This window comes from Pseudomonas sp. MWU12-2319, assembly GCF_023242525.1.
In the GTDB taxonomy this organism is placed as follows: domain Bacteria; phylum Pseudomonadota; class Gammaproteobacteria; order Pseudomonadales; family Pseudomonadaceae; genus Aquipseudomonas; species Aquipseudomonas gingeri_D.
In genome coordinates, this window is sequence record NZ_JALJES010000001.1 from 230,082 (window position 1) to 245,790 (window position 15,709).

The 15,709-nt window shown below is 63.1% G+C and carries 7 protein-coding genes; 6 read left to right on the forward strand and 1 reads right to left on the reverse strand.

Features of this window, described 5'->3' with window-relative positions:
• Window positions 1-317: 317 nt before the first annotated feature.
• The 3 genes from M5C01_RS00790 to M5C01_RS00800 all read left to right on the forward strand — a co-directional run bounded on the left by M5C01_RS00790 (window position 318) and on the right by M5C01_RS00800 (window position 4,452).
• Window positions 318-2,108 carry a hypothetical protein gene (locus tag M5C01_RS00790; RefSeq protein WP_248764271.1) on the forward strand — a complete coding sequence of 597 codons (1,791 nt, stop codon included), beginning with the start codon at window positions 318-320 and terminating at the stop codon, window positions 2,106-2,108.
• Between the two features lie 117 nt (window positions 2,109-2,225).
• Complete coding sequence (locus M5C01_RS00795; RefSeq protein WP_152736998.1) at window positions 2,226-3,698, forward strand: addiction module component; 1,473 nt, start codon at window positions 2,226-2,228, stop codon at window positions 3,696-3,698.
• 31 nt (window positions 3,699-3,729) lie between these two features.
• Window positions 3,730-4,452 carry a hypothetical protein gene (locus M5C01_RS00800; protein ID WP_152736999.1) on the forward strand — a complete coding sequence of 241 codons (723 nt, stop codon included), beginning with the start codon at window positions 3,730-3,732 and terminating at the stop codon, window positions 4,450-4,452.
• 41 nt (window positions 4,453-4,493) lie between these two features.
• Here M5C01_RS00800 and M5C01_RS00805 read toward each other — a convergent pair whose 3' ends face one another.
• Window positions 4,494-5,174: an alpha/beta family hydrolase gene (locus M5C01_RS00805; RefSeq protein WP_248764272.1), complete on the reverse strand. Its 681-nt coding sequence runs from the start codon at window positions 5,172-5,174 to the stop codon at window positions 4,494-4,496.
• Between the two features lie 191 nt (window positions 5,175-5,365).
• On the opposite strand from M5C01_RS00805, the gene M5C01_RS00810 reads away from it, so the two are divergent.
• The 3 genes from M5C01_RS00810 (at window position 5,366) to ccoO (ending at window position 15,707) form a co-directional block, all read left to right on the forward strand.
• Entirely contained in the window at window positions 5,366-13,366 is an 8,001-nt protein-coding gene (locus M5C01_RS00810) for a hypothetical protein (protein ID WP_178129727.1), read from the forward strand.
• A gap of 297 nt (window positions 13,367-13,663) precedes the next feature.
• Window positions 13,664-15,088, forward strand: a complete 1,425-nt coding sequence (gene ccoN, locus M5C01_RS00815) for a cytochrome-c oxidase, cbb3-type subunit I (RefSeq protein ID WP_152737001.1) — start codon at window positions 13,664-13,666, stop codon at window positions 15,086-15,088.
• 10 nt (window positions 15,089-15,098) lie between these two features.
• Window positions 15,099-15,707: a cytochrome-c oxidase, cbb3-type subunit II gene (gene ccoO, locus M5C01_RS00820; protein ID WP_103499661.1), complete on the forward strand. Its 609-nt coding sequence runs from the start codon at window positions 15,099-15,101 to the stop codon at window positions 15,705-15,707.
• Window positions 15,708-15,709: the final 2 nt, after the last annotated feature.

Consider the following 15,709-nt stretch of genomic DNA (forward strand, 5'->3'; position numbering starts at 1 on the left):
AAGATACATTCCTACAAGAAAATCATGCTTTCGAGCATCTCAACATCTAAAAAGCGCTTGACACTCTTTTCACATATCTATTACGTGAGCCCCAGATAGGAAAACACCTATCGATAAAACCTGAAGTAACGCATTCCTGACTTATCAATATCTGACACCGTCAGTCGCCTTATCTTCATCCATTTCCAATCAGGAACAGAAATATGTGCACAAACAAGAAGCGCCTTATTCTTACTCAAAACAGTTACACCCGAGCCAACCACAAAGAGCTGGATAAACCCGATGTAGCAAGTGCCTTTCCAGACGGCTTATTGCCCTTGAGTGCACTTAATGCACCACTTCCCGTCACCTTCAGATTATGGGACGACGCCACGACCGACCAGACCTATCAATTGTTCTGGGAGGGCGATGCCATTGGTACCCGCACCGATGTCCTCGATGAAGACCTGGCAAACCCGGAGGAATACCTGAGCCTGGATATTCCCGTGGAACTGCTGGTTGAGAAGAATGACCCGGTCAATCCAACCGATAAGAAATATAAGCTCAAATATCAGGTCTACGACAAAATCAGCAAAGAGGAAACCGACTCGTTCGAGACCCTGATCGAGGTCGACACCACCCGTCCCGGCCTGCCGAGCCATGGCCCGATGGCCTTCCCCCGGGAGGTCGATGATGGCCTGACTTCGGCGGAGTTGACCGCACTGGGCAATAGCCTCGATGTGATGGTGACCAGCTACAGCACCATGGCCGAGGGTGACTTCATCGAGACGTTCTGGGGCAACATCCCAGGCCCCACGGCCACGGTGCAGATGAACGATGTCGAACTGGAGGAAGTCCCCCTGTCCTTCACTCGCGCCTTCCTTGAAGACGTCGAGTCCCAGGTCGGCAACGTCCTGTCGGATGTCACCTATATCGTCACCGACCGTGCCGGCAACGTCTCGCCGCGCTCCCTGGCGCGGCAGATCCGCCTGCTGCTGGCCGAGATCCCGGACGATCTGCCACGGCCGATCGTCGAACAGGCCAGCCCCGCACAAGGCGGGCTGATCGACTACAACGATGCGATCACCGGTGTCACCGTCGATATTCCACATTACCTGGGTGCCCAGGCCGAGGACCTGGTGACGCTCTATTGGGGCGACAACAACCCGTTGCCGGCCATTCCGGTCCAGGACGGCGAGGAAGACAACGATCCGGTTCTTTCGCCGGTCCTGCAATTCGACATTATCAATCGCTTCCCCGAGGCGACGGTCAATGTCCACTATGAAGTACGCCGCAACGGCCAACTGGTCGGGTCCTCGCTGGTGCAACCCGTGGCGGTCTACCTGACCCTGCCCGTTCCGGAGGAACGCCTGCAGCCACTGACGATCCAGGGCACCAGCGGCAATCCCAACCGCGAAGACAACTTCATCGACCCGGACGACTATGAGCTGGATGGGCGGGCCATCTTCCGTTGGGTCAACGGCCTGCGCGTCGACGACTACGTCAACTTGCACTGGGGCCAGCAGGTGGTGGATCAGTGGTATCGGATCACCCAGGCGGACTTCAATGCCGGTGTCGATATCGACATTCCGGTGAGCAACCAGGTCATCAAAACCGAGGGGACCGGTGCCGCCATCCCGGTGACCTATACCATCACCCGCGACACAAACCCCAACCCGGCACTGGCGCCGAGTCAACCGGTGGTGGTGCGTTCGAAAATGGAACAACCCGGTGGCGAGCTCGGATTGCTGGAGCCGGTGTTCACCCGGCTGTCCGACGCCGGCCATGTCATTCCGAGCCTGAGCCCGGACGGCACGCCGGTACTGGTCAGGCCGTATGACAATATCCGCCTCTACCACGACATTGCCCTGACGTTCAAAGGGTTTGAACTGGACGGAACGCCTATCCCGGACGCGCTCTATGAAAAGACCGATACGATCAACCCGACCAATATCGACACGGGCCTGACTTTTCTGATCCCGCTCGCCAAGTTGATCAGCATTTGCAAAGGTTATGCGGAGGTTACTTATCGGGTTGAACCGCGTCCTGAACATAATCAGGAACCGGCCAACTCGTTGATGGGCTCGGCCCCGGTCAGTATGAACAAACCCGGTGTCGGTTGCAGTTAACGCGCCAACTTAATATTCCCTGAAAACCTAAAAGCCCTTTATAAGCCAAGACTTATCAAGTGCCTCAGTGTGTCTGCGGCCTTCTCTTGAAGGCCGTATTCAAACAAGGAAATCAATATGACACTTAAAGCACCTGTTTTCGACCAACCCCATGTTCCCGATGCCTTCGAAGATGGTTTGCTGCCCATCAGCGCACTGAATGCCCCGGTCCTGGTGACATTCAAAGTCTGGGACAATCCCTCGACCAGCGAAACTTACCAGTTGCTCTGGAACGAAGTGCCTATCGGCAATAGCGAGTTCATCAAGCCCGAAGACCAGCCCGGCGACCCCCTGGAACTTTATGTTCCCCTCGACCAGCTGATCGAGGGCAAGTATCAACTGGCCTATCGTGTCACCGATACTTTCAGCGAAGAATTCACCGACTCCTTCGCCTCCCCCGTCGAAATCGACACCACCGCCCCCGGCTATCCCACCACCCTCGCGCCCCTCGACTTCCCCCCGGCTGTCAGCGACGGCCTCACCTCGGAAGAACTGACGCAACTGGGCGATGTGCTGCCAGGCACCGTCCACGGCTACAGCGGCTTCGCCATCGGCGACCGGATCAGAACCTTCTGGGGAGCCACCGAAGGTCCCGGCGGCAAGGTCGAGGAAGATGACATGGAGGAACCGCGAAAAGTCATCATCGAGTACCCCCGCGCCTTTCTCGAGTCCCTGGACGACTTCAACGGCCCGGTGTTCTATACGGTCACGGACCGCGCCGGAAACAGCTCCCAGGACTCGACCGCCATCGATGTGTTGCTGTTGCTCAACGGGCTTCCGCTGCCAGGCGACCTGCAACGCCCCACCATTCGCGGCGCCTCGCCCGAGGCTGTGGATAACCTGATCGACGAAAATGATTTTGAGCGGGATGCGCGTGCCGTCATTACCTGGAATCCCGGTTTGCGCGAAGGGCAAGACATCCAGCTGCTCTGGGCCGGACAACCGATGTTCGACCCGCCCTATGCCATCACCGAGGGCGATGTCGCCGCCGCCCGCGATTTGCATCTGCCGGTTCTCAACAGCCGGTTCAAGCCGCTGGGCACCGGCAGCGATATCCGCGTGTGGTACAGCGTGACCCAGGCCGGCAATCCGAACGCTTCAAGATCGCCGGAGCAAAGCATCATCGTCCGCTCCCACGATGAACTGCCCGGCGGACCCGCAGGGCCCGACGCCCCGCTATTCACCGAGCTGAACGAGAACGGCGCGATCAACACGGCCAACGGCCAGGACGGCGCACCGGTGCATATCGTCCCCTACTTCAATATCAAGGCAGGCGATGTCATCCACTTCCTTTACGAAGGTTTCGACCAGCTGATTGGCGGTAATCCAACAAACCAGTGGCCGCACACCTCCGCGCCATTGACCGAGGAACAGGTCCGCGACGGCTATGACCTGCGCGTCCCAAGAACGGTGCTGGATGCCACTTGCTACGGTCATGCCGAGGCCTCGTTCCACGTCGACAGCGTCACCGGAACCGGCCGCTCGAAACGCCGGAGCGCCTATCTGGACATGCGCGTGGCTGGTCGATGCCCGTCCGCCTTCAGCCAGTGACCTGATCTCTTTTGCCCATGGAGCCTTTATCATGTCCAAGCACATCCATCAGCGAAACCTGGATAAACCGCTGATCCTCAGCGCCAATCCCGCCGGGGTCGGTGCCATCGATGTCGAAAACCCGGAGAAACCCTTGAACGTGCTGGTCGGGCCGTTGAACCTCAAGCCCCTGGATCATATCGATCTGTACTGGGCGGAGGCCGCGGAACCGGCCGCCACTTACGATCATCCCCTCGACGCGCCACCCACCAACGGCTTCGTGACCCTGTCCGTCGACAGCCGCAGCCTGGCGTCCGCCCCGGACCCGGTGCCGGTCAGCTATCGCTTCAGCCCATTTCCCGGTGGCACATCGGAGGACTCCGACGCCAGCCACATCCGGGTAAAGCTGGAAGCCCCCGGCGGCATCGATACCGACCCGGCGACGCCCTATGAGAACGAAGCCCTGCGTCCACCCCAGGTGCAACCGTCGGGGGTGATCGTCGATCCGCAAGGCGTGCGGGTGATCATCGCGCCTTACCCGCACATGAGTGAAGGCGACCGGATCAGCGTGAGCTGGGCCGACCAGACGCTCCAACACCCGGCCTTGGGCGCGGCGGAACTGGAGCGAGAGGTGGTCGTCCCGATCCCCGCGCAAATCGTCGAAAGCGTCGGCAACTCCAGCAGCCTGCCGGTGCGCTACGAGATCCATGACGTGGTCGGCAACTGGTCGAAACGCTCACCCGCCACCGAGGTTGTGGTCAGTCTCGGGGGCTGACCACTCCCGCGTCGGTTGCCACCGGCCAGGCAACCGGCGCTTTACAGCGCCTGACTCAGGATAAAGTCGTGGATGTGCCGCGCCGCCGTGTCCAGATGCTGCCCATGGGTGAAACCGCTGGCCTTCAGCGGCTTGAGATCGTGATCGGCCGCTGCCAGCCAGCTCAGCTCGATTTGCGCCGACAGTTCATAACCCGACACGGTTTGCCGATTGCCCAGGGCATCGCGTTCGCCCTGCACGATCAGGGTCGGCGTGACGAGATCCGCCAGATGCGCCACCCGTGGTTTCTCCGGCTTGCCCGCCGCATAGAACGGATAGCCCAGGCATACCAGTCCCGACGCACCAAGGTCGTCGGCCAGCAGGCTGGCCATGCGTCCGCCCATGGACTTGCCGCCAATGAACAGCGGCCCCTGGACCTGACGCCGCACGCCCTCGTACACCTCGCGCCAACACTCCAGCAAGCGCGCCTGCGGGTTCGGTGGACGCTTGCCGCCATCCAGGCGCCGTTGCGCCATATAGGGAAACTCGAAACGCACCACGGCAATGCCCTGTGTCGCCAGGCGATCGGCCATGGCAGCCATGAAGTCACTGTCCATCGGCGCGCCGGCACCGTGGGCGAGGATCAGCGTGGCGAGCGGGCCAGCCTCTCCGGCGGCGTTGTACAGATAGCCAGAGTCCACGACCCATGTGGCCTGGGAATGGGTTGTTGGCAGGGTCGACATGTCGCCTCTCATCTCACTGTCCGCACCGATCACGGCCCCCAAATGGGCCCGCGCCGGAAACCTAGATATGTAACGCATCGCTGCGCCGCTTTTCCTGAAAATGAAAACACCTTATCTGCCAGCCCAGACACTGCAAGGCCGGCGGCGCCGACACGGGACGCTCCCCGGTCCATTTCCAGACGAGTATTGCCATGCCTCAAGACGCCCTCACCCACGCCGAACAACCCGGCGCCAGTCGCCTTCCAACGGATCTTGCAGTCGCGCCGATTCGTCAGAAGACGACGATGCCGCTGCTCAGCCGCACCTTCGCCAGCCTCGACGAAGCCGTCCAGTATGCCCACGGCCAGGCCGCTTTCAAAGGTTTGAAGCGCCCCTCGTCGTTTATCCTCAAGCAGGCACAGAAGGCGGACTTCACCGTTGCGCAAGCGCTGGACGGCGCCCCGATGCCCTTCGACCCGGACGCGCTCTTCGGTCGGGACGCCCAGGGCCGGCTGCGGCTGCCCGAAGGCTTTATCCTCGCCGGCCTCTACTGCCAGGCCGAGACCGCCCATGAACAACTGCCGCCCCGGGAAAGCTGGCTGTACGAAAACTTTTTCAGTCCCTACGACCTGTTCGCCGGGCTCCATCACGCACGCCGTTCCCGTGCCCCCGCGCCTGGCGCGCACCCGCCGCCGTTGTTTTTCGGCACCCCCGACGGGGCGCTGCTGGCCTACCACCCAGGGGACAGCGAACTGGAGCAGGCACTGCTGCCCGAAGGCGCGGACTGGCAGGCACGGGCCCGACACGCCCGCGAGCAACTGTTGAGCGGCGCACTGCCGCCCCACCAATTCGTCCGCACGATCGCCGCCGCCGGCTCCTTGCAGGTGTTGCACGGCAGCTACCTGTGGAATCGACAGGGGCGGGTCGACCCGATCCATTGGGCCCCCTTCACCGACGCCGTAGTGCCTGAACTGGGCCCGGCCTTCCTCTCGGCGGACGACGCCGCCCGCCATGCCCAACAGCTGATCCAGGGGGGGAGCGACAAGGAGTTCGGCGGGCTGATCTTCCAACGCCAGGACGCGACCTTTGTCGCCACGCTGCCGATCACCGGTAACGACCGCCGCTTCAACCGCAATACCCTGTATCCGATCACCGAAACCGGTATCGCCAGCTTCCCCCCCGGACACCGGCTCTATGCCGTCTACCGTTCCAACATAAGCCTGTCGGCCCTCAAGGAGCAAAACGACGGGCCCCTCGACAGGCCCTCGATACTCTCCGAACAGGAGACCCGCCTGCGCCTGAAAAGCATCACCCCGGATGAGGTCCTGACCACCCTTCTCGCCCGGCCACAGGGGGTCAGGGCGTTTTATGCGCTGATGACCGACTCCACCATCATCAAATACATGCCCAGCGGCTCCGCTGAAGAGGACGCGTTGATCCCGCGCCTGCTACCGGGTAATGATCTCAGCGACCTCAATCGGTTGCTGCCCAGCGAGTTCATCAAATCCCTGGCCAAAACCGGCGCGCTCTACGTGGTCCGTGGCGATACCTACTGGGGCCCGCCCGGCCAGGTGCCCCGCGATTGGGCACCCTATCCAGCGCAGAAAGCCTCGACTCCGGCCTTGCCGGCCTTCGGGCCACTGTTCGACAGCGCGGATGCCGCGGCCCTGTACGCCAACGAACGCATCAATGGTCATTACCGCGACCGGCGGATCGGCGTGATTATCAGCGACAGCCACCAGCGCTACGCCGCCAGTGAACCGCTGAGCGCCCGGGAACCGCTGTTTGCCGTGGACCCACGCTTGCCCACCGGCGCCGACGGTTCTCCGACATTGCCGTCCGGCTGTCGCCTGGCCGGCTTCTACTACAGCGCCGCGCTGTATCCGCGACGCCTGCCGTGCAAGGACGTCTGGATATACCGCAACTTCTTTCTGCCCGCTGAGCTGCTGGCGGCGCTCAAACAGATCAAAGCCTATCGTCCGGAGCCGAACTCGCCGATCCTGCCCTTGTACCTGAGCACCCGCGATGGCGCGCAGTTGAAATACCGATCGCTGGATATCCACGCCGACCAAGCGCTGCTCGCCGGCAGCGAAAACCTGCTGAGCTACGGCGAACGCCTGGTCAAGGGCATACTCGACCCGCTGAATTTCATTCACGCGCTGGCCGACAGCGGTGAACTGAGCGTGCTTCAGCCCAGTGAACTGTGGGGACCGGCCGGTCGGGTCAGCAGTGAATGGCACGCTTATCATCAGTTGCAACGGCGCGTCCTCGGCCCGCTCTTCGCCAGCGCCGACGACGCGGCACGCCACGCCCACGGGCAGATTCCCCGCCGTTACGACAAGGTCCATGGCGGGGTGATCCTGAAACGCGCGGACGGCCTGTTTGTCGCCAGCGCGCCGCTGGTTTCAGCCACCGAGATCTTCGACCACACGCTGGTATTCCCCCACCGAAATGGCTTTCCCCTGGAAGATCACACGATTGTCGGGACCTACAGCTCACGCCTGGGCAACCTGGATTTCCTGCTGGCGGCGACGGAAGCCCAGCTGTACCTGAACCTGTTTCCGACCTGGGACATCTATCGGGCCATCAAGGATCGCGCGATTCCATTGCGCTATTTCTCCGGCCAGGACGGCTCGTTGATCCGCTACACCAGCCAGCACTCCCCGAGCGAAATCGACCTGTTCAAGACGCTGTCGCCCTCGCCGACAGACCCGCTGAACCTGATGGAAAATCCCACGGAACAACGCTTCAAGAGCGGCCTGGAGACCGACAAGGGCGCCGTGCTGACATTCGCTCGTGATCTGGTCAAGGCCGGCGAGCTGCGGGTGCTGGTCCCTGGTCGCGATATCTGGACCAGCCCCGGGAAAGTGCTGTCGATTCGCGACAGCGCCGCCGGGGTGCGCGTCGAGACCGACCAGGCACTGATTGCTACCTCCCCCCCCACGTTCAGTCCGGTATTCATGACCGCAGCGGATGCCGTGCGTCATGCCCTTGCGCAAACCAACCCGAGAACCCAGCGCAACTTCGGCTTTATTTTCAAGAAAACCGAGAAGGAATACGTCTCCACAGCCCCCGCCCTCGACATCAGCGGTGACTTCGATCGCACGCTTATACTCCCGCCGAATATCGCCGTTCTCAGCCTGATCCCCGGTTATCGCCTCGATGGCCTCTATGTGTCGGAACCCCGGCGGGAGGCGCCGCCCAGCGACAGGGCCTACCAACACTTTATCTCAGTGCGCGATTTCGCCCACGCCATCAAGACCGCTCGCGAAACGGCAATAGTGCCGGGCCACCAGAGCACCACCCGGCTGTATCTGGCGAGCGCCGACGGGGCCTTGTTCAGCTACCAGGTGCCGTTGGTGCCCGATGCCGACGAAGTGCTACGGGGCAGTCTCTTTCACAACGACGGTATCGATACCCAGGGCCAGTTGGAGAACGGCTCGCTGTCCGGTCGTGACTATGTTCGTCGCGTGGCCGCCAGTGGCAAATTGAGTGTCTTGCGGCCCGGTACGCTGTGGCGCCAGACAGGCCCGGTCAGTACCACCTGGGACCCATCCGACGGTGTATCCGACACCACCGAACGTTATGCCCTCAGCCCGCTTTTCGCTCACCCGGACGATGCCGCGCGTTATACCCATGGCAAGATCGGCCAGGGTCGAGGCGCACTGCTGGCGGATGCGATCTATCGCACCTCCGCCCCTGACGGTTATGTCACCCTCGAACCTTTCGTCGATGGCCAGGCGATCAAGGTCACCCGCACCCTGGCCGACCGGAAGACACAGGCACTGGAGCAACAGCGTCTTGAATTGACCCTGGGGAAAACCCCGCTCGACAGTATTCACTATGCCAAACCCCTCGACCCCGCGCGCTATCAGACCGGCGACACACCCTGCGCCGACTTTTTCTGCGTCGAGGATATCTGCTTCGTCACCAAGACCCTGCTGGCGGAAAATCTCTTCCTCAACGGTATCTACTACTCCAGCCAGGACGGCGCCTTGCTCAAGTACGAGCCGAGGGATTCCAGCGCACAACGGGATTTGTGCATACCGGTCGAACCGGCCAGCGGCAACGGCATCACCCTGCCTCATGTTCGCTTGATCAACGCCGTCGCCAGCGCGGGCAAATTGAGTGTGCTGCAGACCAGTCCGTTCTGGGAGAAGGCAGGCCCGATCTCCCCCACCTGGAACCCGCCGCCGGCCAGCGCCGATCGACGCCCGCGCGCCACGCGGGAGCTGGTCCCGCCGCTGATCAACAGTTTTAATCTCGGCGGCATCGGCGCCACCGATGTGATCGACCCGCAACGGCCGTTGCCCGTGGTGATCGCCCCGCTGGAGCTGAAACCCAGGGATCGGATCGACCTGTATTGGGGCAGCCATCCCGATCCGGTCGCCAGCCATACCCAGGACAGCACACCCGGCGCCAGCCACCTGACCCTGCGGGTCGAGACTCGCTGGATCATGTCGGCGGAAGCCGTGACGGTGCGCTACGTCCTCACCCCCTTTCCCGGCGGCGCGCCGGAAACCGCCGAAACCCAGGTACGGATCAAGCTGGACGTCCCCGGCGACCCCGACACCCAATCCGCGACGCCCACCGTCAACGACAAGCTCGAACTGCCGGTGATCCTGCCGCCCGGGGTGATCGAAGACCCGGAGGGGGTCAGCGTGGTGGTCAAACGTTATGCGAACATGGCCGCCGGCGATGCGATCGTGGTGTCCTGGCATGGCCGCCTGGTGCGGCACCCACCCTTGCTGGCCCCGAGCGACGAAGTGGTGGTGCCGATCGATCCGCAGATTATCCGCGAGGCCGGCAACTCCGACGCGATCATCGTGCGTTACGAGATACGCGATGGGGTCAACAACTGGTCGCGCTGGTCACGCCCGGCCCTGGTCGAAGTCGGCATCGGCGATCCGGACCTGCGCCCGCCGGTGGTCCCCCGTGCCCAGGGCATGCAACTGAACCTGGACACCCTCAATGGCGCCGACGTGCAGACCCTGGTGCTGCGCTATGAAGGCATGAGCAGCGCCCAGACCCTGCGCCTGCTGGTCGAACGGGAAACCGCCCTCGGCGCGACGCTGCCCGCGTACAGCGCGATGCTGCCCGGCAGCGACAGCGATGCCTTCGTCTCCTTCGAAGTGCCGAACGAGCAGTTTCTCCTGATCATCCGGGGCCAGGCGCGGTTCTACTACTACGTCGAGACGCCCAACCATCCCGCGCGCCGCTCCCGGAGCCTGCCGCTGCAGATCACCGGCCGCGCCCTGACCCTCAAGCCACCCCGGGTGCCAGTCGCCGAAGCCAACGGCAACGTGCTCGACCCAACGCAAACCGGCGTGATTGCCCGGGTCGAGCCCTATTCGTTTATCGCCCCGGGCCAGAGCGTGAACCTGATCTGGCTCGGCACCACCGCCACCGGCATGGAAACCCGGCACCAGGAGGCCAAGGTGGTAATCGGGACCGACCAGGACATCGACTTCAGCATTCCGGACGACCAGGTCAGCGTGCTGGCCGGGGGCTCCGTGGTGGTGCGCTATGAAGTCCAGACCGTCGCCCCGGAGCCCGTCGTGTCCCAGGCCCTGCTGTTGCCGGTCAGTGCCGGCCCGCTGGATCTGCCGGTGCCCAAGGTGCTGGAGGCCCACGACACGCTGCTGTTCCCGCTGCAGGCGCTGATGGGCGCGACGATCCGGGTCGGCTATGTCATGGAGACCCGCGACAGTATCCAGGCCTACTGGCGCGGCACGCCCGGTGCTGGCACCCCTCTTATCGATGCCAAGCCCGGCAGTGCCGGCGGCAGTGTCGACTTCGCCGTGCCCGTCACGGCGGTCAGCGCCAATATCGGCAAACGCGTGGAGGTCGGCTATACCGTCACCCGCGACGGCATCCCCGCCCCATCGGAGAAACTGCTGCTGGACGTCCTGCCCATCGCCCAGGATGAGCTGCCCACGCCCTTCGTTCATCAGGCACCGGACAATCAGGTCCTCGACCTCAACACCTTCAGCGGCGATGCCCGCATCGAGATCCTGAAATGGCCGCATATCCAGCTCGGGCAACGGGTCTGGTTGCGTGGCGAAGGTACCCGGGCCGACGGCCAGCCTTATTCCTTCGCGATTTGGGAGGCCCGGGAAATCCCCTCGATCGCCGACGCCTTCGACGACCCCGTGCCACGGGGGGAGCTTGATCAATTGAAAGACCTCAGCGGCCTGACCTTCACCTTCAAGGTGACCTTCGACGGCAGCCCCGACGAATCCACCGCCCTGACCTTCCCCCGGCTACGCCTGGTGGTGCGGACCAGACAGCGGGTGCCGGAACTGCTCTTCGACACCCACCCCGTCAGCCTGCCCGGCAAGATCTACCTGATTCCCTGCCACCCACAGGTGCTGCCGGCCTTCGGCCCGGGCACGACGAGCCAGCGCACGGCCAGCGGCGGCGTGCCCGGCTATCACTACAGCAGCGACAACCCGCGGATCGCCGTGGTCGACGGTAACGGCAAGGTCAGCGTGCGTGGCAATGGCCAGACCCGGATCCGGGTCAGCGACAGCGCCGGGCAGCGCAAAAGCTACGAAGTCAGCGTCAGCGGCGTGGTCCAGTGCTACAACCTGGGCGAGGGCAGCAACGACGAGACCCTGCACAAGGCCCGGCAAAAAGGCCTGAGCATTCCGTCGCTGGACGAACTGATCAGCATCCGCACGGCCTACGGCAACCGCTGGCCGTTGCAGTCGCCGCTCAAACCGAAAACCTGGTCATCGACCAGCAAAAGCCCGTTGGGACTGGTGCACGCGGTACTCGACATGACCTTGGACGTGGTCGAGCCGGAGCACCCCTATATCAAGGTCACCCCCGGCCTGAGCCTGCTCTATGAAGCCAGCGGCCTGGGTATCGGCTCCGCGCTGCTCCTCGACTGCAAAAAAGCCCGGGGCCTGCCCGAGAATGCCCGGGAGCTGGAGCGACCCAGGGTCGAGGCGGCCCTGGATGACGGCCAGGGACTGCTGCCGATCAGCGCCCTCGACGCCCCCGTCCGGGTGACCTTCCCGGTCTGGAGCAACCCTTCCACCGACGAGACCTATCAGCTGTTGTGGGGCACGGAATTGCTGGGCAGCCCGGTGTTCATTGGTCCGGGCGATAATCCCGGGGACACCCTGAACCTGGACATTCCCGTCGAGGCGTTGACCCACGGTAACCACGAACTCAGATACCGGGCATACGACACCATCAGCCAACAATGGACAGACTCGTTCCCGACCCTGATCGAGGTCGACCGTGAAAAACCCGGCCAGCCGTTGCTCGCGGCCATGGCTTTTCCACCCCAGGTCCACGACGGCCTGACCTCGGCGCAGCTGAGCCAACTGGGTAATGTGCTGCCGGGGACCATCGCCAGCTACAACGGTTTCGCGGTCGGCGACCAGGTGAGCACCTTCTGGGGCGATATCGAGGGGCCGGGGATGCGGGTCATGGAACTCAAGACCATCGTCATCGAGTTTCCCCGCGCCTTTCTCCTCTCACTGGGGGCCGATGCCGATTGGCCGGTGTCCTACCGGATCCAGGACCGCGCGGGCAACCTGTCGGAACGCTCTGAAGCGGTCACCGTCAAGTTGCGACTGTCGGGAAGTGGGCGTCCCGATCTGGTGTTCGACCAACGTCCGGTGACGCTCAGCGGCAAGATCTACCTGATCCCCAGCCATCCGACGGTCCTGCCCGCCTTCGGCCCGAGCACTTCGGTCCGACGCCAGGCCAGTGGCGGTACGCCCGGTTATACCTACACCTCGGGCAATCCGGCGATTGCCGTGGTCGACGCGTCCGGCCTGGTCACGGTGCGCGGCAACGGCAGCACGACCATCACCGTGCGCGATCAGGGTGGACAGATGAAAAGCTACAACCTGACGGTCAGCGGCGTTATCCACTGCCATGGGCTGGGATTGGGGACCTTCGCCAGCATGCAGGCGAAGGCGAGCGCCGGACATAGACGTCTGCCGACACGCGCCGAGCTGAAGGAAATCCATCGCCTCTACGGCAACCGCTGGCCCCTGGGCGCCCAGCGCGAATGGCTGGAGGAAACCCTGCGGGAAACGGAGTCGACGAGCTCACGGGATTTCGGCCTGACCTGGTCCACCGATCGCGCGACCGTGGTGCCGCCGATCAAGTACTACGTGGCGCACCTGCCCAGCGGCAAGGAGTCGATTCTGTTCGACCTGAGCAATGCCTATGGCCTGGGCCTGAGCTGAACCGAAACCTGCGCCGGCCTTGAGGCTTGAACGCATACCCTGTGGGAGCGGTGCTGTCGGGTTGCCGCAGCGCCGCGAGGCTTTTGGCGGTCTCGCGGGCCTCTTCGCGGGCAAGCTCCGCTCCCACACAAGCTCCGCGTGCCCACAGGCCCGCGCCTGCTCAACCCGCCCCATTGACCTTCGTCAATACCACCCGCTGGCTATTTGCCCATGCTTGGCTGGCTTTTAGTCTGCCTATAACTCCAGATCCCGCGAATGCAACAGCGCCGGCCGGGTCTGAACCGTGGATGGGGAACCATGAACACTTCAATCAGTACCGCCTACAACTACAAGGTGGTCCGCCAATTCGCCATTATGACGGTGGTGTGGGGCATCGTCGGCATGGGGCTCGGGGTTTTCCTCGCGGCCCAATTGGTCTGGCCCGAACTCAACTTCAACCTGCCGTGGACCAGCTTCGGCCGCCTGCGCCCGTTGCACACCAATGCGGTGATCTTCGCCTTTGGTGGCTGCGCACTGTTCGCCAGTTCCTACTACTCGGTGCAACGCACCTGCCAGACCCAGCTGTTTGCGCCGAAGATCGCGGCGTTCACCTTCTGGGGTTGGCAACTGGTGATCCTCCTGGCGGCCATCAGCCTGCCGCTGGGCTACACCAGCTCCAAGGAATACGCCGAACTGGAATGGCCGATCGATATCCTGATCACCATTGTCTGGGTCGCCTACGCCATCGTATTCTTCGGTACGCTGGTGAAGCGCACCACCAAGCACATCTATGTCGGTAACTGGTTCTTCGGTGCCTTCATCATCACCGTGGCGATCCTGCATATCGTCAACAACCTGGAACTGCCGGTCAGCCTGACCAAGTCCTACTCGATCTACTCCGGCGCTACCGATGCCATGGTCCAGTGGTGGTACGGGCACAACGCAGTGGGCTTCTTCCTGACCGCCGGCTTCCTCGGGATGATGTACTACTTCGTGCCGAAACAGGCCGAGCGCCCGGTGTATTCCTATCGCCTGTCCATCGTCCACTTCTGGGCGCTGATCACCCTGTATATCTGGGCCGGTCCCCACCACCTGCACTACACCGCCCTGCCGGACTGGGCCCAGTCCCTGGGCATGGTGATGTCGCTGATCCTCCTGGCCCCGAGCTGGGGCGGCATGATCAACGGCATGATGACCCTCTCCGGGGCCTGGCATAAGTTGCGCAGCGACCCGATCCTGCGCTTCCTCGTGGTGTCGCTGGCGTTCTACGGCATGTCGACCTTCGAAGGGCCGATGATGGCGATCAAGACCGTCAACGCCCTCTCCCACTACACCGACTGGACCATCGGCCACGTGCACGCCGGTGCCCTCGGTTGGGTGGCGATGATCTCCATCGGCGCGCTGTACCACATGATCCCGAAAATCTTCGGCCGCCCGCAGATGCACAGCATCGGCCTGATCAACGCGCACTTCTGGCTCGCTACCATCGGCACCGTGCTCTACATCGCCTCGATGTGGGTCAACGGCATCGCCCAGGGCCTGATGTGGCGCGCGGTCAACGATGACGGCACCCTGACCTACTCCTTCGTCGAAACCCTGGTGGCCAGCCACCCCGGCTACGTCGTCCGGCTGATCGGCGGGGCAATCTTCTTCAGCGGCATGTTGCTGATGGCCTACAACACCTGGCGCACCGTGCGCGGCGCGCAACCCGCCGCCGTGATCGCCGCCGCGCAGATGGCCTGAGGAGTTCGTCATGAAACACGAAGTGATTGAAAAGAACGTCGGCCTGCTGATGCTGCTGATGGTGCTGGCCGTGAGCATCGGCGGCCTGACCCAGATCGTTCCGCTGTTTTTCCAGGACGTCACCAACAAGCCGGTGGAAGGCATGAAGCCCTACACCGCACTGCAACTGGAAGGCCGCGATATCTACATCCGCGAAGGCTGCGTCGGCTGTCACTCGCAGATGATTCGCCCATTCCGTGCCGAGACCGAACGCTACGGGCACTACTCGGTGGCCGGTGAAAGCGTCTGGGACCACCCGTTCCTCTGGGGTTCCAAGCGCACCGGACCGGACCTGGCCCGGGTCGGCGGGCGCTACTCGGAAGACTGGCACCGCGCGCACCTGTACAACCCGCGCAACGTGGTCCCGGAATCGAAAATGCCGGGCTACCCCTGGTTGGTGGCCAACCCGCTGGACAACAGCCTGACCGAAACCAAGCTGCGGGCGATGCGCACCCTGGGCGTGCCCTACACCGACGACGATATCGCCGGGGCCAGGGAGTCCGTGAAGGGCAAGACCGAAATGGACGCCCTGGTCGCCTACCTGCAAGTGCTCGGCACTTCGATCAAGAGCAAGAGGTGAGT